The 26,360-nt window shown below is 32.5% G+C and carries 20 protein-coding genes; 15 read left to right on the top strand and 5 right to left on the bottom strand.

The genetic code is table 11. The features are described 5' to 3' along the window. The first annotated feature begins 25 nt into the window (after positions 1-25). The 12 genes from GN217_RS01015 to GN217_RS01070 all read left to right on the top strand — a co-directional run bounded on the left by GN217_RS01015 (position 26) and on the right by GN217_RS01070 (position 14,123). Positions 26-1,357: a lipopolysaccharide biosynthesis protein gene (locus GN217_RS01015; RefSeq protein WP_156854430.1), complete on the top strand. Its 1,332-nt coding sequence runs from the start codon at positions 26-28 to the stop codon at positions 1,355-1,357. 37 nt (positions 1,358-1,394) lie between these two features. Further along, positions 1,395-2,486, top strand: coding sequence for a glycosyltransferase family 4 protein (locus tag GN217_RS01020; protein ID WP_156854431.1), 1,092 nt, complete (start codon positions 1,395-1,397; stop codon positions 2,484-2,486). Positions 2,487-2,532: 46 nt separating this feature from the next. Next, the gene (locus tag GN217_RS01025) at positions 2,533-3,795 is read left to right on the top strand and encodes a hypothetical protein (RefSeq protein ID WP_156854432.1); all 1,263 of its coding nucleotides are present in this window, start codon (positions 2,533-2,535) and stop codon (positions 3,793-3,795) included. 43 nt (positions 3,796-3,838) lie between these two features. Continuing rightward, on the top strand, positions 3,839-4,966 hold the full coding sequence (locus GN217_RS01030) for a glycosyltransferase family 4 protein (RefSeq protein ID WP_156854433.1): 1,128 nt from the start codon (positions 3,839-3,841) through the stop codon (positions 4,964-4,966). A gap of 36 nt (positions 4,967-5,002) precedes the next feature. Next, positions 5,003-6,106, top strand: a complete 1,104-nt coding sequence (locus GN217_RS01035) for a glycosyltransferase (protein WP_156854434.1) — start codon at positions 5,003-5,005, stop codon at positions 6,104-6,106. A gap of 192 nt (positions 6,107-6,298) precedes the next feature. Beyond that, positions 6,299-6,868 (top strand): acyltransferase, encoded by a 570-nt coding sequence (locus GN217_RS01040; RefSeq protein ID WP_156854435.1) that lies wholly within the window; start codon positions 6,299-6,301, stop codon positions 6,866-6,868. A gap of 10 nt (positions 6,869-6,878) precedes the next feature. Then, positions 6,879-8,069, top strand: a complete 1,191-nt coding sequence (locus tag GN217_RS01045) for a glycosyltransferase (protein ID WP_156854436.1) — start codon at positions 6,879-6,881, stop codon at positions 8,067-8,069. A 2-nt stretch (positions 8,070-8,071) separates the two neighbouring features. After that, positions 8,072-9,082, top strand: a complete 1,011-nt coding sequence (locus GN217_RS01050; RefSeq protein WP_156854535.1) for an NAD-dependent epimerase — start codon at positions 8,072-8,074, stop codon at positions 9,080-9,082. After that, positions 9,082-10,368 carry a nucleotide sugar dehydrogenase gene (locus GN217_RS01055; protein ID WP_156854437.1) on the top strand — a complete coding sequence of 429 codons (1,287 nt, stop codon included), beginning with the start codon at positions 9,082-9,084 and terminating at the stop codon, positions 10,366-10,368. The genes GN217_RS01050 and GN217_RS01055 overlap by 1 nt, the downstream gene beginning before the upstream one ends. A 152-nt stretch (positions 10,369-10,520) precedes the next feature. Next, complete coding sequence (locus tag GN217_RS01060; RefSeq protein WP_156854438.1) at positions 10,521-11,738, top strand: asparagine synthase-related protein; 1,218 nt, start codon at positions 10,521-10,523, stop codon at positions 11,736-11,738. A gap of 130 nt (positions 11,739-11,868) precedes the next feature. Next, positions 11,869-12,897 (top strand): NAD-dependent epimerase/dehydratase family protein, encoded by a 1,029-nt coding sequence (locus GN217_RS01065; protein WP_156854439.1) that lies wholly within the window; start codon positions 11,869-11,871, stop codon positions 12,895-12,897. A 59-nt stretch (positions 12,898-12,956) separates the two neighbouring features. Next, a complete protein-coding gene (locus GN217_RS01070) occupies positions 12,957-14,123 on the top strand; it encodes a nucleotide sugar dehydrogenase (RefSeq protein WP_156854440.1) in 1,167 nt (388 codons plus the stop codon). 505 nt (positions 14,124-14,628) lie between these two features. Here GN217_RS01070 and GN217_RS01075 read toward each other — a convergent pair. From GN217_RS01075 to GN217_RS01090, 3 genes are all read right to left on the bottom strand, one after another. Beyond that, positions 14,629-15,741 (bottom strand): hypothetical protein, encoded by a 1,113-nt coding sequence (locus GN217_RS01075; protein ID WP_198042544.1) that lies wholly within the window; start codon positions 15,739-15,741, stop codon positions 14,629-14,631. Next, the gene (locus tag GN217_RS01085; RefSeq protein ID WP_156854441.1) at positions 15,731-16,672 is read right to left on the bottom strand and encodes a hypothetical protein; all 942 of its coding nucleotides are present in this window, start codon (positions 16,670-16,672) and stop codon (positions 15,731-15,733) included. Before GN217_RS01085 ends, GN217_RS01075 begins: the two co-directional genes overlap by 11 nt. Positions 16,673-17,063: 391 nt before the next feature. Further along, on the bottom strand, positions 17,064-18,407 hold the full coding sequence (locus GN217_RS01090) for a reverse transcriptase/maturase family protein (protein WP_156854442.1): 1,344 nt from the start codon (positions 18,405-18,407) through the stop codon (positions 17,064-17,066). A 1,008-nt stretch (positions 18,408-19,415) separates the two neighbouring features. Here GN217_RS01090 and GN217_RS01095 point away from each other — a divergent pair. Together GN217_RS01095 and GN217_RS01100 are read left to right on the top strand one after the other, a co-directional pair. Next, positions 19,416-19,616, top strand: coding sequence for a hypothetical protein (locus GN217_RS01095; RefSeq protein ID WP_156854443.1), 201 nt, complete (start codon positions 19,416-19,418; stop codon positions 19,614-19,616). A 162-nt stretch (positions 19,617-19,778) separates the two neighbouring features. Next, positions 19,779-22,493 carry an ATP-dependent DNA helicase gene (locus GN217_RS01100; protein WP_156854444.1) on the top strand — a complete coding sequence of 905 codons (2,715 nt, stop codon included), beginning with the start codon at positions 19,779-19,781 and terminating at the stop codon, positions 22,491-22,493. 561 nt (positions 22,494-23,054) lie between these two features. Here GN217_RS01100 and GN217_RS01105 read toward each other — a convergent pair. After that, on the bottom strand, positions 23,055-24,248 hold the full coding sequence (locus GN217_RS01105) for a sigma-54 interaction domain-containing protein (protein WP_198042545.1): 1,194 nt from the start codon (positions 24,246-24,248) through the stop codon (positions 23,055-23,057). Continuing rightward, entirely contained in the window at positions 24,245-24,442 is a 198-nt protein-coding gene (locus tag GN217_RS18640) for a hypothetical protein (RefSeq protein WP_198042546.1), read from the bottom strand. Before GN217_RS18640 ends, GN217_RS01105 begins: the two co-directional genes overlap by 4 nt. 243 nt (positions 24,443-24,685) lie before the next feature. Here GN217_RS18640 and GN217_RS01110 point away from each other — a divergent pair, with 243 nt between their 5' ends. After that, the gene (locus tag GN217_RS01110; protein WP_156854446.1) at positions 24,686-26,332 is read left to right on the top strand and encodes an amidohydrolase; all 1,647 of its coding nucleotides are present in this window, start codon (positions 24,686-24,688) and stop codon (positions 26,330-26,332) included. Positions 26,333-26,360 lie beyond the last annotated feature (28 nt).

A 26,360-nucleotide genomic window follows, 5' to 3' on the forward strand; every position in this document is an offset into this window, starting at 1 on the left:
TTATTCAAAAAAGTAGGTAATTACAATGAACTTTATCAAAAAGATTTTTAATGATGGTTTATTAAAAAAACTATTAAAAAACGCTTCAGTTTTATTAAGTGGAAATATAGTTAGTCAAGTAATTGGAATGATAACTTTAGTATTTTCCACAAGGTTATTAGGTCCAGAGTTATTTGGTGTATTAGTGGTAATCCAAACCTATATTTTGATTGTCGATAGTATAGTTAACTTTCAGTCATGGCAAGCATTAATAAAATTTGGTGTGGAAGCATTGGAGAAAACTGACCAGGAAAAATTTAAGGGCTATATAAAGTTTGGTACAATATTAGACGTATCAACAGCTATAATTGCAACATTAATCGCTATAGTAAGTATTCAGTTTGTCGGACCATTAGTATTAGGTTTAAATTCCGAGCAAACACTAATGGCGAGTGTTTACAGCCTTACCATCCTATTTCACCTTTCAGGCACACCTACAGCAGTATTAAGGATTTATAACAAATTTAAGATGTTTGCATATCAACAAGTGATATCTGCTTTAATTAGATTAATAGGTATAATTATAGCTACTTTAATAGGTGCAGATTTATGGGCTGTACTTATGGTATGGATGCTATCGGAAGTAGTAGGGCATATTATTTTACTTGTATTAGGTCATTTGGTTTTACATACAAAAGATATAAGAAAATGGTGGTCAAGTCCGATTGTTAATGGTAAGGAGATATTTAAGTTTACATGCTGGACTAACCTAACTTCTATGCTTGATGTTCCAGTAAAACAGTTAGATATAATAATGGTCTCTACTGTAATTTCTTTCGAGGCTGTTTCAATATATAAGGTTTTTAAGCAAGTTTCTAATGTAATTGGAAAAGTTGCTGATCCTATTTTCCAAGCTATCTATCCACAATTAGTACAGTTAATTACAGCAAAGAAATATAAGCGTTCATTAAAGTTTTCTTTAAAATCAGGCTTCATTATATCAGCTATATTAACGCCGATAATAATAATTATAGTTAGTTTATCACCAATCTGGTTAGATATCCTTTTTGGTGAGCTCTATGCTAGTGCATGGCATATCCTAGCAATTTATCTGACTTTAAGACTACTTTCAGTTGCATTTATCTGCATTCACCCATTATTTATTGCTATGGGATTAGTGAAGAAAAATGTATTGATCCTTTTCTTTACGAATTTAATTTATATAGGTGCAGCTTTGTTGTTAGGCGCAGTATATGGATTACTAGGTATTGTATTAGCTTACGGAATTCAGTTTCTATCTGTTGTTATTTGGAAGCTTTATTATATCTTTAAGGATATCCAAGAAAAGAATAATTATGTTTTTGAACATTTAAAATAACATATATACTTTTGTTAATTGATTGTGGAGGTTATTTATGAAAGTGTTAATTATGAATCAACACATTGAGGATGTAGTTGGTGGAAGCGAACGGCAGTGTGATCTAATAGCCAAACATTTAACTGAATTTGGGCACGAGGTTATATACGGAGCAATTAAAGCAAAGAAAAATAATTACGGAACTTCGTATCGAGTATATCCCTTACCTTCTATTACTATAAAAGCATTTGGTGATTTATTAAAGGAAGTAAAACCTGATGTAGTATACTGGAGGTATAATAGAAAGTTTTTATTTAATGCGGGTATGTTATGTAAAATCAGAGGATGTAAGATTGTATTTGCCGTATCAAGTTTAAAAGACATTACTAAATGGAAATACAGTCCTATTAATAAGAATACTGGTTTTTTGAAATACTTTAAAAGCATACTATCATCTTTAAAAAACACATTAATTGATAGAATAAATTATCTTGGCTATAAGTTTATGGATGGAGTGGTGTTACAAAAAAAGGATACTTTGCATGCAGTACCTAAAAATATAAAGCAAAATAGAAAAATCCATATTTATAATTCAATGGAAGTGTCAAAAACCAATAGCTTTAATTGGAAAAAACCTTATATAATTTGGGTTGCCAACATAAAAAAAGGTAAAAATCCGGAAAAAGTAATAAAAATTGCTGATAAAATAAAGCATAAGAATGTTGATATCTTAATGATTGGGAAGATACAAGATAATTCTTATAATCAAATGTTACGGAAGGAAAATCTACCATCAAATGTTCATTATTTGGGTCCCAAAAAGGTAGATGAAGTTGATAATATAATTGCTAACTCTTTATTTTTGATTCATACATGTAATCCAGAAGGTCTACCTAATAATCTAATTCAATCATGGTTATTAGGAAAGCCTACTATTAGTCTTTATTATGATCCAGATAGTCTTATAGAAACAAATAAATTAGGTTATTTATCAAAAAGTGAAGAATTGATGATAAAACAAATTATTGAGTTAATAGATGATACTGAAGTGAGAAATAGAATTGGGAATAATGCTCGGGAAGTCGCTAATTGTTTATTTGATCCAAAACAAAATATTAGAAAGCTTGAGAGTTTTTTGTCAGAAATCTAATTACCTGCACGAGTAAATATCTCCGTTAATACAGAAGGAGGGTTTTATGAAGATACTTTTTTATCTCATAGTTATTATAGGATTATGTTACTTTCTACTTAAAAATAGAAAGTTTGACTTTTTTACAATTGGTTTTCTTTCAGCTGTTGTTTATTTTCTCCCGGGTTTTTATGGATATGCATACTATAATATGTCTCTAGATATAAGATCGTACCTTGCTGATGAAACATATCTTATAATGATTACTTTATTAATATTAATACTCATAGGTGCATTGCTTTTTGATTTGAAAAGTAATGACAATGTAACTCGTAAAACGCTACAAGGTACAGAAAAAGTAACGGAAATTACTACTTTAATAGCCATAATTAGTTTTATTTTGACGATTTATACAATTGGTTGGGATACGCTAACACAGTTAGATAAAAGAACAATGTTAGAAGAGCTAAATATATGGCATTCGATGATGCGTGCATCAACTGCTCTGGCAGTGGTTCTAAGTTTTAATTCGAAAAAGTGGAGACTCTTTGTAATATCGTTGGTTATTTTGTTATTTAATACCTATATTGGTTTTAGATCAACCACTGCATATACAGTAATAGCCTTGTTTATGATATACCTTTCTGATAAAGGAAAGCAGAGACTGTTATTAAATAATATAAAAGTGTTGATAATTGGTGTTATGGCTGCTGTATTCTTTTTTAGTTATAAGTCAGTTTATATATTAGTGAAGGCAGGAGAATATGGGGAAGCATTGGCGACATTTTTCTCTATAGATAACCTGATTTATAGTATAAGTCACTCAGAACCTTTTACAACACAAGCTATACTCAATGAGGTAATAATCACAAATTTTAAATCGGGCTATGACCATTTAATTGAAGTATTTATTGATTTAATTATACCAGTTGGAAAAAGTACTTTGGCTGGTCAACATATTGGGGTTACAAACTTTACAGATTTAATAAGTACTAATGTATTTAAAGATAGAACTAATATAGCGAGTAATATTTGGGCAGAATTATGGAGTGCCGGTGGTTGGATATTATTAATTACTTCTATGGTGTTGTTTGTTCTTATTTTATTTATTTCTTCTAGACTGTTGTTTAAAACCAAAAATGAAATACAAAGTGGGATAGCTCTGATTATAAGTATATGGGCTTTCTATATCCACAGAAATACTGTAAGTTATCAACTCGAATTATCTAGAGAGTTTATAGCGATATTTATAATAAGTATGCTAATTTCACTTTTTATAATGAAAAAGCCATCTAAAATTAGAAGGAAAAGTTTGAGGAGCAGTAATTAATAGCAATAATTCTTTTGTGGTTAAAATTAAGGAGGGATGAGAAATGCGTATAGCTTACATATCAAATTCAATTATTCCTTCACGCTCCGCTAATAGTATTCATGTTATGAAAATGTGCCAAGCTTTTAGTGAAAAAGGACACCAGGTCAATCTAATAGCGCCAGATTTTACTAATACTGAGCCTGATATTGAAGATATATATAGCTATTATGGAGTGAAAAATAGTTTCGAAATAACTAAATTACAATGGAAATCCATAAAAGGTGGGGGATATTTATATGGATGGAATGTAGCTAATTTAATAAAAGAGATGAAACCTGATTTAATATATGGAAGGTTTTTAACAGGGTGTTATTTTTCTAGTAGAGCTACAAATTATCCCGTAATTTACGAATCTCATAAACCAATCATGGATGCTGGAAGGATTCAACAGAGTTTATTCAACAAAACAATAACAAAAGAGAACTTTAATCATTTAGTTGTAATATCCGAATCGTTACAGGATCATTATCTTAAAAACTATAACCTTTTGAGTAATAAAGTAGTAGTTGCTCACGATGGGGCTGATAAACCGCCAAAGAATATAGAATCTGTGAGACTGTTGTTAGATGATTCGCAAAAGGTAAACGTGGGATATTTAGGTCATCTATATTCAGGAAAAGGTATGGAATTGATATCCAAAATTGCGAAAGAATGTAGATGGGCGAATTTTCACATTTTTGGAGGAACCGAAGAAGATATTTATTACTGGAAATCACAATTAAATAACATAGAAAACATTAAATTTTATGGCTTTATTCCACACTCAGACACCCCTAAATATATAAAGTCATGTGATATACTATTGGCACCTTATAATAAAAAGGTCCAGGGACATGGAGGTAGTGGTACTGACTTATCTCTGTGGATGTCACCGCTGAAAATTTTTGAGTATATGTCACTAGGAAAAGCAATAATCTCTTCCGATTTACAGGTTTTACGAGAAGTGTTAAATCATGGAGAAAATTCATTACTGTGTGACCCAGAAAATATTGATGCATGGATTCAAGCTATAAAGATTTTGTCAAATGATAAAAAACTAAGAGCAAAAATTGGTGAGAATGCATTTAAAGATTTTAAAACAGAGTATACTTGGAATTCAAGAGCCACAAAAGTGCTTAATACAATTTAGATTTATAATTAATACCAAATAGGTGGGAAATTCAAAATGAAAGTTCTTCATATATTTGCACAAATGAATCGTGGAGGTGCGGAGGGTCGCACATTAGACGTTATGAGATCTATTGAAAATAGTGGAATACAATTTGACTTTTGCTCACTTTCAGGCAAAAAAGGTTCTTATGATGAAGAAATTGAGAGTTTGGGAGGAAAAGTACACTATTGTAATCTAAAGTCATTTAAGTTTGAAAAGTTATTTAGAGAAATTTTAAGAAAAGAAAAATATGATGTAGTTCATTCTCATGTACACTATCCCTCAGGATATATTTTGAGACTAGCTCATAGAGAGAATATTCCAGCTAGAATAACACATTTTAGAAATTCTAATGATACTGGAGGTCAAAGTTTAAAAAGGACTTTCCAAAGAGTACTATTAAAAAGATGGATTAATAAATATTCTACTGATATTATATCGGTTAGTAAAGGTGCGATGGAAATCGCTTGGAATGAAAATTGGGAGTCAGACGTAAGATGTAAGGTGATCTATAATGGTATACCAAAAGTTAACCCTAAAATCCATAACGATATAAAAAAAGAATTGGGTATTCCTCAGCAAAATAAAATCTATATTAATGTAGCACGGATGTCAAAACAAAAAAATCATATGAAATTAATTGATATATTTTCCGAGATAGTAAAAAAAGATAAACAGTCAACCCTATTATTAGTTGGAAAAAAACACAATGAAATTGAACAGCAAATTACCCAAAGGATTAATGAGTTAAATTTAAAAGGGAATGTTATTATACTAGGGGAAAGAACAGATGTAGCAAGAATATTAACTGGGGCGGACTTATTTCTATTTCCTTCACTTTGGGAGGGTTTGCCGGGGGCTGTACTAGAGGCGGTATCGCTTGGTATACCAGTTTTAGCAAGTAGTATCCCAGGTGTTAAAGAAATCGCAAATGAATTTAATATAGTAAAATACTTTTCGGTAGATGAACCTTCACAAATCTGGGCAGATCGTGCTTTATATATGATTAATGATAAGAACTTATATAATATCGCAAAAAAAGAGTCTACAACATTTGAGCAATCAATATTTGGAATGGAAAATTGCATTAATCAGTATAAACAATTATACAATAAGTGATTAATATTAATATAGACTCTTCTTTAAAATAACCTTTTATTTTAGATTCAAATAGCATTCATAAAAAGCTATCTAATAGTAATGATTTCTAACAATAAGATTAAATGATAAAGCTTATTTCACAACTGATTTAAATTTAGTTATGTGTACTTTGATAACTATTAATATCGTATAAGATAAAGGATTGATACTATGAGTGGTAGAGACTTAATAAGAAAGTTTAATTATATACTTAGATTGTTGGAAGGAGTTAGTAAGCTTATTCCTCAAAGTATTTTTTCTTTCATATGGAATACTTTTGATAGATCAGAATCCAAGATATCCTTATTGCTAAGGTATTTATACGTAAAAAAGTATGCTGCAACTTGTGGTGAAAACATTTTTATTGGAAAAGGTGTTATATTAAAAAATATCCATAACTTAAAGTTGGGTTCAAATATAAGTATCCATGCATATAGTTATATCGACTCTTATGGAGGTATAACTATAAAAGATAACGTTTCGATTGCTCACCATTCTAGCATCATTTCTTTTGAGCACACCTGGGATGATAAGGAACTACCAATTAAATATAATAATCTTAAAGAAAATAAAGTAGAGATTACTGAAGATGTGTGGATTGGTAGTGGTTGTAGAATCTTATCCGGTGTAAAGATAAACAAAAGATGTGTTGTTGCTGCTGGTGCAGTAGTAAATTCAAGCGTAAAGCCCAATAGTTTGGTAGCTGGGGTACCTGCTAGAAAAATCAAAGATATATATTGAGGATGATTCTATGAAGGCTATATTTGTACATAGTCATATATTTAAATATGATGAAGAAAACAACTTTTATTCCGATGGAAAATTAACATATTCTATGTGGGAACATAGGTATCTAAAATACTTTGATGAAATAATAATTGCTGCTAGAGGTACAAAAGTTTGCACTCAGGATGTTGAAGGGTTGAATTTATCTAGTGGGAACAGTGTTAGACATTATACTTTACCTAATTTGAATAGTATTAAAAGAAGAAAAAAAAGTCTACTTAAATTAGAAAAAGATTTAAAACTATTAATTGGTGAGTCAGATCTTCTCATCGCTAGGCTTCCCAGTGAGCATGCATATTATGCAATAAAAGTTGCAAAAGAGTTAAATAAACCTTATGTACTTGAAGTTGTGGCTGACACATTCTTATCTTTTTGGACACATGGCAGCATATTAGGGAAAGTAATGGCACCTTATTTCTCCCGGAAATACAAAAAAGTAATAAAGAAATCTTCATATTTAATTTATGTAACAAGTGATTACTTGCAAAAAAAATATCCTCACAATAATGAGGCGATTGTAACTAATATTTCAAATGTAGATATCCCTGTTATGGAAGAAACGATATTGTCAAAGAGAATTGCTAGCATAAATAAAATGAGATTAGATAAAGACATTAATATTGGATTGATAGGATCATATTCGTCAAAATACAAAGGAATAGATACAGCCATTAAAGCAATAAAGTCATTAAGTCGCCAAGGATACCGGTGCACTTTGAAAGTATTAGGTGACGGTGATAAAGAATGGCTAGTAAATCTATTAAAAGATTTAAATATGGAAAATAATGTGCAGTTTGATGAAAGCTTACCAGGTGGCGAAAAAGTGTTTAATTGGCTTGATAGTTTGGACATATATATTCAACCAAGTTTAACGGAGGGTTTACCTCGTGCCTTAATTGAGGCAATGAGCCGTGGATTGCCTTGTGTTGCATCATCAGTTGGGGGTGTACCAGAATTAATCGATTCTAGATTTATCCATGAGCCGAAGTCTGAAAGAGACCTAAGTAGAAAGATAGAAATTTTGTTAGAAGATAAAAAGCTTATGGAAGGTCAGGCAGAAAGGAATTTTCGGAAAGCACGTGAATTCTCTTCGGGAGAGTTGGGTTTAAAGAGAGACTTATTTTGGAAAAAAGTTATAGAAAAGGAGCTAATTTAAAAATGAATATTTTATTAACAGGTTCAGCCGGATTTATAGGGTACCATTTATCTAGACGTCTATTAAATGAGGGACATAAAGTTATTGGGATTGATAATGTAAATGATTATTATGACCCGCAATTAAAAAAAGACAGGTTAACACAATTAAACCATAATAATTTCACATTTATTAAAACAGATTTAGAAGACACTGAAACTATTAATCGTGTATTTAAAGAATATAAACCAGAAATAGTTATAAATCTAGCGGCGCAAGCTGGTGTACGTTATAGTCTGGAAAACCCATATGCTTATGTGAATTCTAATATAGTTGGTTTTACAAATATTCTTGAAGCGTGTAGGCGCAATCATGTTAAACATTTAATATACGCGTCATCTAGTTCTGTATACGGCGCTAATGAATCAAAGCCTTTCTCAACCAGTGATAATATAGATCACCCACTAAGTTTATATGCAGCTACAAAAAAGTCAAATGAACTGTTTGCTCATACATATAGTCATTTATATGGATTACCGACAACAGGATTACGTTTCTTTACTGTGTATGGACCCTGGGGACGACCTGACATGGCATTATTTTTATTTACAAAAGCAATTGTGAATAATGAACCAATAAATGTATTTAATCATGGTAATATGATGAGAGATTTCACTTATGTAGATGATATTGTTGAAAGTATTACAAGGCTCACTAAAAGAACTGCCAAGGCAAATCCAGAGTGGTCTGGTATGAATCCCGATCCCGGTTCTAGTTATGCTCCATATAAAGTTTATAATATTGGTAATAATAGTCCTGTTAGACTAATGGATTTCATTGAGGCGATTGAAAATAGATTAGGTAAAACGGCTAAAAAGAATTACTTACCACTTCAAGCAGGAGATGTGCCCGAAACTTATGCAAATGTAGATGACTTATATAGAGATATTGATTTTCAACCAGAAACATCTATTCAAGAAGGTGTAAATAAATTTATTGATTGGTATATAGAATATTATGGAGTGAGATTATAATGAAAAAACAATTAGCTATAGTAGGCTTAGGCTACGTGGGATTGCCGCTAGCAATAGCCTTTGGAAAAAAAAGAAATGTTATTGCATACGATATCAATGAAGAAAGAATAAAAGAATTAAAACAAGGTTTCGATCGAACGCAAGAAGTCACAACTGAAGAATTGATAAGTACTTCGGCTTCCATGGAATATACTGCTAATCAGGAAGATTTAAGTCGAGCAAATTTTATAATTGTTGCGGTACCTACTCCAATTACTGAAAGTAAACAACCAAATTTATTACCTTTACTTAAAGCGTCAGAGATGATAGGTAAAAACCTATCTAAAGGAAGCATTGTGGTCTATGAGTCTACTGTTTATCCTGGTGCAACTGAAGAAGAATGTATTCCTGCTTTAGAAAAAGCTTCAGGATTGAAGTGCGGAGAAGACTTTTATGTCGGTTATTCACCAGAGAGAATTAATCCAGGGGATAAAGAACATACTTTTACTAATATTACAAAGGTAGTTTCTGGACAGAATTCTGAGGTACTTGAAGTCATTGCTGATATGTATGGTACGGTTGTTGAAGCAGGAATACATAAAGCAAGTTCTATTAAAGTTGCTGAAGCAGCAAAAGTAATTGAAAATACACAACGTGATTTAAATATAGCACTTATGAATGAATTGGCCATTATATTTGAAAAGTTAGACATAGATACAGCAGAAGTTTTAGCTGCAGCGGGAACGAAATGGAACTTTTTAAAATTTTCACCTGGGTTAGTTGGGGGGCATTGTATAGGGGTTGATCCGTATTACTTGACTCATAAAGCGCAAAAAGTAGGATTCCATCCTGATATAATATTAGCAGGTCGGAAGACTAATGATAATATGGGGGATTTTATTGTGACCTCGTTGGTTAAGCAAATGATAAAAAAAGACATGCCTGTTCAGGGTGCAACTGTAACTGTTCTGGGGCTTACCTTTAAAGAAAATGTTCCAGATTTGCGTAATACCAGGGTGATAGATGTTATCAAAGAGTTAGAAGATTTTGGTATAAATGTGCAGGTATCTGATGCACATGCTAATGCTATTGAGGCCCATGATGTATATGGAATTGACTTAATACCTTATAAAGAATTAAGTCCTGCAGATATTGTTATATTGGCTGTTCCACACCGGGAATACTTGGTCGAAGGCTGGGGATTATTTGAGTTCTTATTGAGTGAAGGTAAAGGAATTGTTGTTGATATAAAGAGTAAATTGGAAAAAATGGAATGTCCAGAAAGCATAAAATTATGGAGACTGTAGAAAACACTAAAATTGATTTAGTGAATTTATAGCAATTAAATTACATGATTTAAGATCCAAACAACTATTTTACCAATTTAATATTAATAAGAGTGAGATGTTAAATACTTAGAAAGATGGTCTTGAAATAAATAAAATTAGGAGAGGTATTAATGGAAGGCCAAAAACTGCTTGATTTTTTACAATTTGGTTACACGATGGATTACCAAAATAATGATTATCAAATTGACTTTGCAGGTGTTGACAAGAAATTATACAAAGATTTAAGTTACGATGAAGTTGAAAGCCTAGCTTATAACAAATTTATAGGCGCTATTGAAAAAAATTTTAATACAAATAGTAAACATATCGTACCTCTGAGCGGAGGGTTAGATAGTAGGGCAATACTAGCAGCATTAATGGAGTTTACAGAAGTTAACAATATCAATACTTATACTTTTGGAACTCCTAAGACTCTCGATTATGAGATAGGGAAAAATATAGCGAACAGAATTGGAACGATACATTATAATTATCCACTCACAGAATATAATTATAACTTGAAAGAATTAATGGATATTTCAAAACGTGTTGATAATCAAACAGTTTTATTTCACCATCCTCCCATTAAGGATATTAAGGAGAATTTCCAGGATGGTATTATATGGTCAGGTTTTTTTGGCGATCCATTAGTAGGTTCTCGTTTTCAACAAAAGAAAACAAGTTACCATGAGAGCCTAGAGATGTTTATAAAGAATAATACATATCAAAATAAGATAAACCTCTTACCTAATAAATATGATAGAAATGCCATTAAAATAGATTTTGATGAGCACATCGAAGTGACGCCTTATGAAAAAATTGATTACTTAAACAGACAATTAAAATTTATAGCTCCCCATGTTTTAATGAAAGGTTTTAACTATCGTACACCGTTTCTTGATAGAGATTTATTTAATTTCTTTTTGAGTATTGATAATAAGTATAGACTAAATCAGACATTGTATGTTGATATGTTGTTAAATAGATTTCCAAAACTATTTAGTTTTCCGACAAAAAACAGCTTAGGGCTACCAATTAAAACATCCCAATCTAGAGTTTTTTTACGAAAGCTATCAATTCGTTTTAAAAATTCATTAAATAAAGTTATGCCTGTTTTCTTAAATAGTAATATAAATTATGCTAATTTTAAATATGGTTTTCGAGAAAGAAAAGATTTAAAAACACTTGCAATAGAACAGATAAATGATTTAAAAAACAGAGATATCATAACATGGACAGATCCTTTAGAACCGTTAAATCTTCATTTAAAAAATAAAGATGATTATTCAAAAGCACTAATATTACTTATCTCATTAGAGATACATTTAAAAACATTAGAAAACCAATGAGATTAGCTGGTTTACCAGATTGTTTGAAACCGGAAATCCCGCTCTAGTGATTAAAAAGTTATAATTTATGCTTAAAGTTTATTTTAAACAATAAATAAAGTATTTTGTTGAAGTAAAAGGAGTTTTGTAATTGAGTTACCAGTCATTAAATAAAAATCAAATATATCTGATCACTGGAGCAGTAGGCTTCATAGGAAGTTATCTAACAAAACGATTGCTTAACGAAGGTTGCCAAGTTATAGGGATAGACAATCTAAATGATTACTATGATGTAAATTTAAAAAAAACCCGTCTAGAACAATTAGAAAAGCATGAGGGCTTTACTTTTATCAACGAAGATATCTCTAATAAAGAAATTGTAGAAAATATTTTTAAAGAAAATAAACCACAAATAGTGGTAAACCTTGCTGCACAAGCGGGTGTAAGATACTCTATTGAGAATCCAGACGTATACATACAAAGCAATATTATAGGTTTTTATAATATCTTAGAAGCATGCCGCCATTATCCAGTAGATCACCTAGTATACGCATCTTCAAGTTCTGTCTATGGAGCAAATAAAAAAGTACCATTTGAAGAAACTGATTTTGTGGATACTCCTGTCTCTTTATATGCTTCCACTAAGAAGTCAAATGAATTAATGGCACATACATATAGTCACTTGTATAAGATTCCTGCAACCGGATTGCGTTTCTTCACCGTTTATGGTCCAATGGGACGTCCAGATATGGCTTACTTTGGTTTTACAGACAAATACTTTAACGGAGAACCAATTAAGATTTTCAATAACGGCGACTTTGAAAATGATCTATATCGTGATTTCACCTACATTGACGACATTGTAGAAGGAATTGTACGATTGCTTAACAATCCACCTCAAGATGAAGAGGTGCAGCATAAAGTTTTTAACATTGGAAATAATAACCCGGAGAAACTAATGGTCTTCATCGGAGCACTTGAGAAAGCTTTGAGTAATGCTTTAAATAGAGAAGTAGAATTCAATAAGGTATATGAGCCAATCAAACCAGGTGATGTTCCTGCAACTTATGCATCAACGAAACTATTACATGAAGCTGTTGGCTTTACGCCGGAGACACCAATTGAAGAGGGTTTACAGAAATTTGCTGATTGGTATGTGAAGTATTATAACAAGAAATAGTTGATTGTAAACTTTGATTTAGGATAACAATTTAAGAGATTAAGTAAGGAGCATATCCCATGAAAATAGCAGTCGCAGGCACAGGTTACGTCGGTTTATCTAATGCAGTCCTCTTAGCAAAGCATAACGAAGTAACTGCATTAGATATTATCCAGGAAAAAGTAGACATGATCAATAATAAAAAGTCTCCAATTGCGGATGTCGAAATCGAGACATTTTTAGAAACAAAGGAATTGAATTTAAAAGCTACAACAGATTCAATGGAAGCTTTTAGAGATGCAGAATTTGTTATCATCTCTACTCCTACAAACTATGATCCAGAGAAGAATTACTTCGATACAAGCTCTGTTGAATCGGTTATTGAAAATGTTATTGAAATAAATCCGGATGCGGTTATGATTATTAAATCAACTGTACCAGTAGGATATACAAAAGAAATACGTGAGAAGTTTAATAGTGGTAATATTATTTTCTCTCCAGAATTCCTTAGAGAAGGTAGAGCATTATACGATAATTTACATCCGTCTCGAATTATTGTTGGAGAGCAATCAGAACGTGCTAAAAAGTTTGCAGACCTTCTAGTAGAAGGTGCAATTAAGGAAGCTATTCCGGTTTTATTCACAGATTCCACCGAGGCTGAAGCGATTAAACTATTCGCTAATACATATCTTGCTATGCGTGTATCATTTTTTAATGAATTAGATTCCTATGCCGAGTTAAAAGGCTTGGACAGTGAGCAAATCATCGAGGGTGTTGGATTAGATCCTCGAATTGGTGGGCACTATAATAACCCTTCTTTCGGATATGGTGGTTATTGCTTACCAAAGGATACAAAGCAGCTGCTTGCTAACTTTGAAGATGTACCGAATGATATCATTCGGGCGATTGTTGACTCGAACGATACCCGTAAGAATCATATAGCAAATATGATTACAAAACGGAATCCAAAAGTAGTAGGCGTCTATCGATTAACCATGAAGACTGGTTCCGATAACTTTAGACAGTCAGCGATACAAGATGTTATTAATCGAATTCGGGAACAAGGTATAGAAGTAATTATCTACGAGCCTGTACTAGATGCTGAGGAGTTTGACGGATTATGTGTGTTTAAGGATTTTGACGCATTTAAAGCGGAGGCAGATGTGATTGTTGCTAATCGTTTGTCTGAAGAGCTGAAGGATGTTGAAGAGAAGGTTTATACGCGGGATGTATTTAGCAGAGATTAAAAAGCTTTAGAATGAATATTGTTTAAATTGAGTAGCTCCAATTATTGAATTGGGGCTATTTTATTATGAATGATTACAGCCATCCAATTGACCCAGTTGTGCCATCTTTTTGGTCCACCTGAGACAAGAAAATGATCCAGCTATGACCAAGGTGATCCACTTGCTTAGAAACAACACTATCTTAACCACAGCTTTAGCTGCTTGCCCTTTACCGCTGTGCCAATTCTTAGTGAGCGCTGGAAGGGGGGCGGGGCTCCGCCAGCGGAACTTAGAAGTGATTGTCCGTGGTACGCTCTGATGCGGATGGAGCTCTAAAGGCTGGTTTTTCGCCATCCGCTATCAATACCCACTACCACGCACACAAACAAAGTCAAGGATGGTGGGGATGTTGCTATATATATAGGATTAAACTTACTGGAACTGTCTTGGCAACGGTGGATCAAAATTGTGTATTAAGTGGAACAAAAAGATGCCAGAGATAGACCTAACCTATTTCCTTCTTCAGTTAAATCAAAAAAACAAATAATCTGAGTGCCAAAGCTACCAAAAGAAAAGAAAAAAGGAATTTGTATAAACAAGGTATTTTAGGGGACTTTATAAACTCCGAAAAATCCTTTTCTTCAAAGAATAATTGATTAGTATAAAATTCTTTTATTTTTTGATATTCTGCCTTATTTTCAGCCATTTCTTTTACAAAAATTAACCAAATGATTACTAAAGAGAGGATAAATATAACTAAAAATAAGATCCCTTTCTCTGTTGTGGAGAAAAATAACTTATTTAATAAATTATCACTTTCCTTTTTTCGCACTTCGCCATATATGAATAAAGCTATAGAAGAACCCCAACCAAGAAATTTTAGATGCAATGATTGATAATTTTTTTGTTTCCGTTCGCTTAACTTGAGAAAATCATCTTTCAACATATTTACCTGTGTAAAGTATTTATCTGTCTCTTCTTTAATAATTCGATTAAAAGCTGATTTTGCCTTATACAAGTCGCCTTCTGATAAATCAAACGATTTTTTCCTAACAATAATTTCCCGTATTATTTTTAATCTTGTTCGCAAGTTTTCTTTACTATTGACAATCCAAGAATAAGTTTTTACTAAATTAAAAGCCTGAAACTCATCAAATGATATTTTTTTAGTAGTAGTTTCTTTTTCTTCCATTTCAACTTTAAAAGTAAAATGGTTATCCTCATATTCTGTAATGTTAGATAAAAATAATAAAATATAAAGATATTGAATGAATTCAACTTTCTTAGACTTATTGTATTCTTCAAAATGTTTAACAGAAATGCTCAAGTCCTGTTTCTGTAGTCCATTAATATTATTCTCTGCAATAACTTGATCAAATAACTCAACCTCTTTACTAAAATTATTTAACTTTTCAAACTGATTATTTTTATAAATTAATAAATTACTGTCAAATCTCTTTACTTTAAATTTATCAATAATCTTTGAAAACCGACTACACTCATTTATATACTTTTCTTCTAAAAATAGTAGATTAGGATGATTAAATAGTTCATTCTCTTCAGTAAAACTATCCAAAATTTCTGGGTATCCATCATCAAATTGAAAAGAGGTATTTATAAAGCTCCCTTTAATTTCCACTTTTTAACTCCCTAGGTAACTTACTGATAAAATCATCATCAACTGATAATATTATCTTTCCATCTTTATACTCTATTCCTTGCCTTCTAAATAGTTTGACATAGTTTTCTGTCTGTATTTTAGTTTCATCAGATACATAAATAGTTTTGTTGTAATCTTCCTTTATTGCTCTTTTTGATATTAAAAATTCTGTATCCAATTTTTTAGATTTGTCTGAGTAGATTTCGTTTAAATTTACTTGTTCAATTAATTTTTCACTTCGTAAAATATCAGCCAAATTCAATTTATCAAACGAGTCTGTCTGGAAAATAAAATCTTCTGTTTTATTTTTGATTTCTTGAAAATTATCTTTTACTTTCAGTTCCTGTGTGAATAATTCGTCTTCCTTTAATAACTCGATTAATTCCTTTGAATTTTGATACTCATCTCTATTTAGAGATAGGTTTAAAAAACCTTCTCTCCAGTATTTCGCTACAGACTTATTTTTATCAATAATAGTTATACTTTTTAAATCATTTCCTAAAATACATCCCTTATAGTAATTAGACTCAGTCGAAAATGATGTTCTCATCTCATAATTTTTTTCTTTATCAATAACTTCTATATTTTCAAGCTTCAATAAAATTAATCGGTTAGTTTCCTTTTTTATAAACAAATTCCCCTCGGTAATTTGTTTATTTCGTGTACCATCACCTTTTAATTCAGCTAATCTTAACTCTTCTGCAAATCTATCCATGCTGAAAGATTTTCCATCATTGTGATACTGACTAAGAATCGAGCTTTCGTTTGCATAGCAATCAATTTTTAAATGATCACTATTTTGCGGGGAAAATATTTTATTGAATACTTTTTTTATATTCTCAATATCAATCGGCTTTAATGTTTCTTCTCGAATACTACTTTCAGCGATATCAAAAACTTTAATTTCCAATTCAACACTTCCATTCAATTATATAAATTAAAAATTTTTTGTCTTTTACACCAAACGAATGCATACTGGCAAAAAGTATCTTAAATATTATTTGATTTAAGCAGCTGATAAGATCCGCCAACGATTCGGAATACAAGGCTTTTTACCAAAATACATATAAGAAGTACCTAAGCAACAATACAAGCGGCCCTCGTCCTTACCACTAGAAAATTGGTGTGATTAGCATTACTAGTCAATTGTACACACCATCTGAGGGGAGAGATTAAAGAACGATTTGATTATAAAATCTCCTGACTTTTGGATACTTGACACCCATTGTCTTTGATGTATTGCAAACTGTTTTCAAAATCCCAGACTAGGGTTTTAGAGTTCCTGTGCCCATGTTTAGAATTTACACATGGATCCTCACCCCTAAACGCTTCTCAATCTTTTTCTTTCTATTTTTAATTTGATTCATCATTAGGTTAGTCGTGTTCGGTGATATCTCATCGAACTTTTTTTGAGCTCTTTTTGCATATGTAATAAAATTACCATGTTCCCCCCGGTCAATCCCGAGGTCTGTATATAAGCCGTAGATTTGTTTCCTATAGGGTAATTTTGATAGGTTCTTTTTATATTTAATTTTCTTGGCATAATCAATTAACTTATATGCTTCTCTGTAAAATTTGTATGGGCTTTTGCCTCTCATTTTTACAGTTTGACCATCAAATATAAAGCCAAGATAATCTAGATGATGTTTTTCGGAATCGTTCATTCGATATATTTGTTTATTCCGATAAGCCAATAACTCGGTTTTGCTTTCTTGTAACTCAATTTTATTCTTATCTGAGATATCCCTAATTTTCTTTTCTATTTCTTTAAATTCATTTATTGAAGTAGTTCCGTTCTTGGACTTCTTTGGGATTACTATGATGAAGTCATCTGAATATCTTCTATAAATACCATCGTATTGCTGCGAAAGCTCCCTCATTGCAATGTCAAAGTACAATGCATAAATATTTGCAAATACTACGCTGATTGCGCTTCCTTGAGGGATGCCACACTTCTCGCGGTTATACTTGCATGGGTGCATACGTTGAAATTTACGGAATTCCCTCAGATTCTTAAAGTAGCTCTTGTGCTTTTTGTTATTAATTCGGTTTACTATTTCAGGTATGGTTTGTAAAAAGGATTTTTCATAATACCCATACTTAGTAATGGAACGATAAATATTGTACCAATCATCACTTAATTTATTTACATCTAATACTTCTATCAGGAGTTCTTTCAATAATCGGTGATTTATTTTATTGAAAAACTTAGTAAAATCTCCGACTAAAATATATGCTTCCTCGTAGTTTACGGTGGTATTAATTACTTCAGCCGCGAATTCAATATTGGAATGTCTTTTTTTGTTATTTCTATAAGCTGTTGAGCACTCGTCTATCTTGTGTTTATCAGTGATAATATTATATCTAGTATTGAGTTGTTCAGCGTAATATTTATAAATAAAGCCATCGAGATGTCCTGCATACATAATCTCGCGTTCCTTATCGGCAATTGGGTGATTATTCTTAGTGGGATTGGGTTTTCCAATATATTTATCAAAGGATGATATATAAAATATAAATGGCAAAAAGCTATGTTTAGCGACTTTATCTTGGTCCGTAACATAGCTTTCTACTTTTTCAATATTTATTATTCTATGATCAAAATGCATATAACCCTTTGTTTCGTATTTTTTAGGATTGAGCATATTTACACCTCTTTTTGGAGCGAAAGGAACTGCAGACCTGGTCTCTGACGATAGTTCCTTTTGCACACAAGGCCATAGACCTCACATTATTGGCTATTTTTATATGCAGGTCACCAGGGGATTTCAAACTCTTCAGGTACAATGTAATTATTAACGTCAATAACAAGGAGATTGATTTAGTGAATAAGATTGTGATTTCATCTCTCACTTACTGGTTAGATTGGTTGTTAACGATATCGTTAATAAGCAATATAACTTCTCCTCAAGACTTGGCCGAATTGATTTCGATTCAGTTCATAATATTGGACAGTTTCAAACATTGTATTCTACTAGCATAGTAATAGTAGGCAAATTTTATTATAGCATATATAGGCAAATTTTCATAGTTTAGTAGTATATAAGTTCTCCATTATTCAAATATAATTATTACGCTTCTATTCAAAGATGTCCTAAATTGCAATATTAAATGGACTCTCCTATGAGCAACGATGATAGGAATAGAACTCAACTCAACCTAAGGATGTTTAGAATCTTAGGGCTTCATCTGCATCAGTAGTGGACCATGGACTATCACTTCTAAGTTCCACTGGCGGGACTCCGACACTTTCAGTAATCACTTAAGAAGTGGCACAGCGGTAAAGGACAAGCAGCTAAAGCTGTAGTTAAGACAGTGTTATTTCTGACAAGTGGATCACCTTTGTCATAGCCGGATTATTTTTCTTGTCACAGGTGGATCTAAAAATGGCACCACTGGTTCAATCGTATGGCTGTAATAACAAAGTCAAAATACAGGTATAAAGTATATAAACAGCTATCGACATTGTGAAAATCCACCAATAGCTGCCGTTTAAACCTTTTTCCTCTTTAATAGTTTATAATGATCTTTAGAGTCCTGGAACGTGAATCATGGTTCAATTTCTGTTTGGTCAGATGGAGGGTGCTTACTTATTGGCGGGTTCTGGAGACTAGATAAGTGAAAAGGTAAATAAATTTGATAATGAATTAGCTATGACTATTACGAATGTGGAAAAGTTGAAACAACAAGGCTTGCTTGTCAATCTTGGTAAATATATGGATCATGCATTTCTTTGCCAGCTTGCACGAATTAAAGTTAATCCAGATATCATATATAACGTGTCAGACGACTTTCAGATTGTTTATACATCGTTTCATAGAACAACAGGAAATATTACCATCGGGTTAGACTGATAGAATTGACGAAGTTTTTACGCTAAAGAAGCAAAAATAAGGTACATTAGTATATTATTTATTGATAAATCATCAAAATGAGACAATTTTCCTGTCTTTTTGTTAAAACTTTGATACAATTATACTGTATACAAAGTAGTGTTTATGGATGGAGGAATGACTATGAATATTGATGAGCATATAAGAATTATTGATAATAAAATATGTAAAAATATAGAAATGATGGATGCTTCCGCTAGAGGAATATTATCACAAAACATTTTATCTGACTTACGAAACTTGGTTGAATACACATCATTGAAAGCTTTTAGTAAGGGTTCGGCTATTGATTTATCATATGATAATATTAAAGCTGCAAATCATTATGTGAAAACTATTAGCGAATTAAACTTCCTAAATAAGTTTCATAAACTTCTACAAATTTCAACATCGCATTACACTCTTGATGAAGATAGCTCTGAAAGATTAATGCTCAAGTATTATGAACATATGTTGAAAATCAAAAATTTCTTAGATGAAAAATACGGAATGGAAATTTTGTCAAATATCCACAAGTTTCCTAATAATATGGACTCTAATTTGTTAGAGTATTACGAGAAAATAGCAGAAAAAATTTCCCATCCTTCCTCTGGAGGTTACCTTAATGACTACCGTGATAGATACTATATACATAAAGTAAAACCTTTTTTTATAAATCAAAAGATTTATTATGAGGTAACCTTTACAGCTGCTAATGAAAGAACTAGTAAATTTGATAGAATAATAGCTTTTACAGATATCGACATAATTAGTAATTATGCAGTTAAATTATCGCTTAAGAACGATAATATAGATATATTAGGAAAGAAAATGCCAATTCAAATTATTGAAGACTTTGAAGTGTCTATCCGTCCATGTGAATTAAATAACTTTGCACGCATATTTGGGATCAAGACTAAAATATCGACTGGCTATAGAGAATATAAAGGGTTAATGAGGTTTATTTCTACGACTGGTATGAGTCTTAGTGACTTTATTGATACACAAGATAGTTACTATAATGAGGTAAAATCAATAATAATTCAAAAGGTAAAAACACCAAAACTGTTTGAGGTGTTAGATAAATGTAGAGATATAGTTAAAAAGAAACAGCCTGGAAGTAATATTCTCAAATATTTACTTTATAGATTAAACAATAAGATAATCAAAAGTCAAATCAGCCAGAGAAATTGTCATTTATTGTCCGATTTATATTTAGATTATAAATGTATTCCTTTTGATCAAATGCCATTTAATTCATCCCCCAAGGATCATAATCCTAGGCTAATTGATTTATTTGATTGTTTAGATATAACAGGAAGAGAGCATGAGTTATTTGCGCGATTGATTAAAAATAATACAGAAATAGAGGGGCAACTGTACACTAGTAAAAAAGATATTACTGATTTTGAAAATATTGATGAACTAATAAATGAATATAATAATAAATTATATTCAAAACATCAAAATAGAAAAATTGAAGAATATAGGGGTAACTTATATATAAAAGGTTATGAAGATGACACAGTAAAAATCATTGAAAACTTAACTGAATTATCTGCTCAGGGTGTTGATGGATATTCGAGCTCGGTTGAGTTCTGGTTGCAAAATACTGCTCATTCAATAGATTGTGAAGAGAAGAAAACTGCTTTAAAAAACATGTTTGAACATTCCAAAGTCGCTTTAATATACGGTGCTGCTGGTACAGGAAAAACAACAATAATTAATCATATATCAAATTTCTTTAATGATGAGAAGAAAATATATATAGCAAATACTAACCCGGCAGTAGAAAATTTAAAACGGAAAGTCCAAGCTTCAAATTGTTCGCATTATACAGTGGCGAAATTTTTAAGTTATTCCAATTATGATACAGATTGTGATATGCTGATTATAGACGAATGTAGTACTGTCAGTAATAGAGATATGCGTGCCATAATAAATAAATCGACATTTAGGCTCCTGGTGCTAGTCGGAGATGTATTTCAGATAGAGTCAATTAGGTTTGGTAACTGGTTTAATATTGCTAGTTCATTTATTCCTAAAACATCAGTTTTTGAACTCAAACAGCCTTATCGTAGTAAAAGTGAAAGCCTTTTAAATGTATGGGGGAAAGTTAGAAGGCTTGACGAGGATATACTTGAACATATAACAAGGAATCGTTATTCATCTAATTTAGATGAATCTATTTTTGAACACACTAGAGAGGATGAGATAATTCTTTGCTTGAATTATGATGGGCTTTACGGAATAAACAATATAAACAAATTTCTTCAGGGTAGCAACCCTAATAAACCTGTACCATGGGGAGTGCAAATATATAAAATAGGTGATCCAATATTATTTAATGAAACAAACAGATTTCATCCTTTGATTTATAACAATTCAAAAGGAAAAATAGTTGATATTCAAGTTTTTGAAAGGGAAATACAGTTTGATATACAACTTGATAGACCAATTAATGAGTTTCAATCAGCTGGGTATGATTTTGAATTAATAAATGAATCTGGAAATCCAAACTCTATTATACGATTTTCCGTAAATAAATATAAAAGTACAGATGAGGATGATGATGGAACTTCTGATGATATAGTGCCGTTTCAAGTTGCTTATGCAATTTCCATACACAAGGCACAGGGACTGGAATACAAATCCGTAAAGGTTGTAATTACAGATGAGTTTGGTGAACAAATAACGCATAATATTTTTTATACAGCAATTACTAGAGCAAGAGAGAAATTGAAAATTTATTGGACTCCTGAAACTGAAAATAAAATATTAAAGAATTTTAACAAGAAAATGATGGAGAAGGATAAAGCAATATTATCTGCGAAAAATAATTTAAGGGAAATCAAATAAAATTCTCCCCCAAAACTTGTAATCTGGTATTTAGCTTTATATAGAAGCTATAAGGACAATGGGGTAAGTGCAATATCGCAACTATAAAAGCCAACACCAAGAATCCTAACCGAACACTGGCGTTGGCTTTTTTGTATAAACTCTATTTATAGAAGCTACTACTCAACTTCTTTCGTAAACAGAGACCCTGCATACCTCAGTCCCCTCCAATTACCTCTCGAGTATATGCAGTTAAACATCCAACTCATATTCATGCCCATTCTGAAACACAACAACTGATTTTTCTTTAGTTCTTTGTTTCGCAACCGAGGTATTGAGCTTGTACTGGATGCCGGGGAAATGTAAGCGCAAAATAGTTTACATCGCACAGACAAAAACGAACCTATCTTTTGACCTTGGATTCAGCAGGGATTCTGTATTCTTTAGCTAATTACCATAATCTTAGATTGCCTTCTAAACATGTATTCATTACCATTTTTAATTTAATTTTTTTACTATACTTCGCCATACAAATATACCCCAAAAATTAGATTTTTAACTCTAACTTTTGGGGTACAATACCTAGGTAGTCTTTTTTATACCGTATTTTTGAAGCTTTCGAACAACGGTAGGTTGACTAACTCCTAATTGGCGTGCCATTTCAGTTGTACTTTTGCAGCTTGCGAAAGCTTTTTGCAATATCTGAGTTTCCAACTCTTGCATCATCTCCGGTAAGGTTTTTTCCTCTAATACCTGGAATCTCAAGCTGTTTTCTTTTTGATAATTGGAAATAAACTCTTTTGGTATATGCTCTTGCTGTATGAGATTGTCATCAATGGTTAAAACCAATCTCTCCATTAAATTTGCTAATTCACGGACATTTCCTGGCCATTTGTAATGAAGGAGGTGATCAATAACTGCATGATCCAATACTTTTTCTTGTTGATGCCGTTGATTAAATTTTTGTGTTAGCTCGATAATTAGGGACAATAAATCTTCTCGTCTCTCTCGTAAAGGAGGAATCGGAATATGGATGACGGAAAGGCGGAAATAGAGATCTTCTCGGAATTTCCCATCTTCAATCCTTTCTTTTAAATTGACATTGGTAGCAGTGACAAGTCTGAAGTCTAACGATATAGGCGTCGTTTCACCAACACGGATAAACTCTTTCGATTGCGTAAAAGTGAGTAGTTTCGCTTGAAGATTCATCGGCAACTCGCCAATCTCGTCTAAAAATAAGGTACCGCCTTTCGCCTCTTCAACCAGTCCTTTTTTTCCTTTTGGATTAGCCCCGGTAAATGCACCAGCATCATAACCGAATAATTCCGATTCAAGCAGGGACTCAGGGATACTGCTGCAATTAATCGTGACAAACTTGCCCTTTCGCCCGCTTTGGTTATGTAAATATTCAGCTAGTAACGTCTTCCCAACTCCTGACTCCCCAGTTAAAAGAACGGATGTGTTGGAACGTGCAACACGATTAATTAAACTAACGACATGTTTCATTGGTTCGCTTTTCGCGATAATATGGGGAGCCGCTGACTGCTTGCTTTGTAACTCCTTCAGTTCACTTTTAATGGTTTCCATTTCACCTTCTATCATTTTTACATATAACTTCATTTTTTCTAATTCGGTGACGTCCTGAGCATAGGTAACAACATATTTGATGTTGTTCTTGTCATTATAAACAATATTACCTGTAACAAGCAGCTTTTTACCACTTCTAGTTTCTTGAATGAGTGTTTGTTTTTCGCCTGTTTCTAGTACGCGCTTCACAACCGATGGGTAGAACACTCTCTCTTTTTCCAGTTGCATAACGGAAAGGCCAATGATATCGTTTTTTTAATATTTAACCAAATCTCGACGGAAGAATTCGAATATACAATGTTTCCTTTAGAGTCTGCTACAATGACATCTGTATTGATACTATCCACGATTTCCTCCCAGTCCCAATATTTATCCAAATTCATTAAAAATTCCCCCTTTAGTCTATCTTAGCAAATGTTATTTAATTTTGTATAGATTATTCACTTTTGTATAGAAATAAAAAAGCTCAATTTGATAGGGTTAATCAAAAAGAGGGTTATACAGAAATGTATAACCTGGTATAAGTCAATTTCTAAAAAGGTTATAAAGTAAGGGATACACTGTCTTGGCATAGTTTTTGCATATAAGTTATATGAGGCATAGCTAAACAACAAGGAGGAGTATCTGTGAAAGAACAATCAATTCTAATTTTTGGTGGAAGCATTTTAACGATGGAAGAAACGGAGCGGGTAGAAGCTATTTCGGTAAAAGGGGATCGGGTTGTTTGTGCCGGTACTGTTGAAGAATGTCGGCTCGCTCTTGAAGGTAGTGAAATCCAAGAAATAAATTTAAACGGTCAATGTTTATTACCAGGATTTATTGATCCGCATTTACACTTAATGATGTTAGGGATGTGTCATACGTGGATTGATATAAGTTATCCCAAGGTAAAAAGTATCAATGATTTAGTTCGGGAACTATCGATTCATACAGACCGATTACGTGATGGAGCGATTATTCGAGGGTTCGGCTTTGACCAAAGAAACTTGAAAGAAAAACGTTATCCAACCGCAGATGACCTCGATCGGGTCAGTACCGAATATCCAGTTCAAATTATGCATGCAAGTGGGCACGCGAACGTCGTAAACCATTATTTTCTTAATATGTTGGAGATTGATGAACATACAAAAGATCCGATAGCAGGCGTGATTGGAAGAGACAATAATGGAAAACCGAATGGACAACTTTTTGATAGTGCCAATGATTTTTTTGCTGAAAAATCAGGTGTACTTGTTGGAAATCATGGGCCGAATATACACATGCCAGATACACCGGAAAACTTACAAACTCTTATCCAAGTCGGGCAAGAAAAGTGTGTGACGGCTGGAATTACAACGATTAATGATCCGCAAGTAACAAAGCAAGAAATAGAATCATTTGATGTAGCTAAAAAGAATGGAAATTTAAAAATGCGTGTTGTTATGTCCTTCTTATCTACTTATTTAGATGAACTCATTCATCTTGGATTCCGTTCTGGATTTGGTGATAAACAGCTATCAATTGGGTCGATTAAGTTTTATGCGGATGGTTCATTAAATTCTGGTACCGCTTATCTTTCGACGAACTACGCTGATAATGCTAGAAAGAAAGGATACTTGTATCATGAACCCGAAACTTTCAAAGAAATGTTCTTCAAAGCGCACAAGCAAGGATTTCAAACGTTGACACATGCTCAAGGGGATAGTGCTATTCAGCTTGTAATTGATGGGGTAAGGGAAGCCCAAGCAAATGAAACTTTTGACCGTCGTCATCGCATTGAGCACTGTGGATTGCCGGACCCTTCCCAAATGGATGCTATAAAGGAACTCGGAATTTGGCCGGTACCGCAACCACAGCATGTGTACCAATATGGGGAAGGAGTTATTCGTCAGGTTGGGGAATTAGGACGGAATTATTCACCATACGGGTGGTTCAAAGAAAAGGGTATTCCAATTGTATTATCATCCGATGCACCAGTATCTCCACCGAATCCTATCCTTGCCATCTATGCGGCCGTAACTCGGAAGACCTTACAGGGGAACCTTATCGGGGAGGAGCACCAAATCACTCTTACAGAAGCATTGCGTGGATATACGATTGAGGCAGCAAAAGTGGTAAATAAAGAAGACCTGATTGGTTCCATTACTAAAGGAAAGCTAGCGGACTTTGCTGTTCTATCAAAGAACCCTTACGATGTGCCAGTGGAAGAGATAAAAGACATTGCTGTTACTGAAACTTGGATTGCTGGAAAGAAAGTATTTGAAAAAGAAGCAACTCTATTAATGGGTGAATAGAAAGTTAGAAAAATTATATCCCCTTCTT

Source organism: Oceanobacillus sp. AG (assembly GCF_009746545.1).
Classification (GTDB): Bacteria; Bacillota; Bacilli; order Bacillales; family Amphibacillaceae; genus Oceanobacillus; species Oceanobacillus indicireducens.